Origin of the sequence: Aromatoleum evansii, assembly GCF_012910805.1 — a bacterium.
In the GTDB taxonomy this organism is placed as follows: domain Bacteria; phylum Pseudomonadota; class Gammaproteobacteria; order Burkholderiales; family Rhodocyclaceae; genus Aromatoleum; species Aromatoleum evansii.
Genome location: NZ_WTVK01000231.1, coordinates 1 through 441, shown reverse-complemented (window position 1 = coordinate 441; position 441 = coordinate 1). Strand labels below are relative to the sequence as shown.

Sequence of the window (441 nt, the reverse complement as noted above, 5' to 3'; positions counted from 1 at the left end):
GGTCTGACACGGACGATGCCGAGATCGGTGTGGAGACCTGATCGCTCCGATCTGGCGCTGCGATGGCTGCGAGGCTAGTTTGCCCGCTGCAATCGCATGCGGGGAACGGCTTTGACCATCACCATCTATGGCATCAAGAACTGCGACACCATGAAGAAGGCGCGCGCCTGGCTCGACGATCACGGCGTCGCTTACGACTTCCACGATTACAAGACCGCAGGGATCGCCAAGGACAAGCTCAAGCAGTGGAGCGAGGAGGTCGGCTGGGAGACGCTGCTCAACCGCGCCGGCACCACCTTCAAGAAGCTGCCCGATTCCGACAAGGAAGGCTTGAACGAGCGCAAGGCGCTGGCGCTGATGGCCGAGCAGCCCTCGATGATCAAGCGCCCGGTGCTGGATCTCGGACCGAAGCGCGTCGTCGGCTTCAAGCCGGACATCTAC

1 protein-coding gene is annotated in these 441 nt (G+C 62.1%); it reads left to right on the top strand.

What is annotated here, in order from left to right:
• Positions 1 to 111 precede the first annotated feature (111 nt).
• Positions 112 to 441, top strand: a 330-nt coding sequence (locus tag GO615_RS28070; RefSeq protein ID WP_169133093.1) for an ArsC family reductase, incomplete at its 3' end; no start/stop codon positions are given.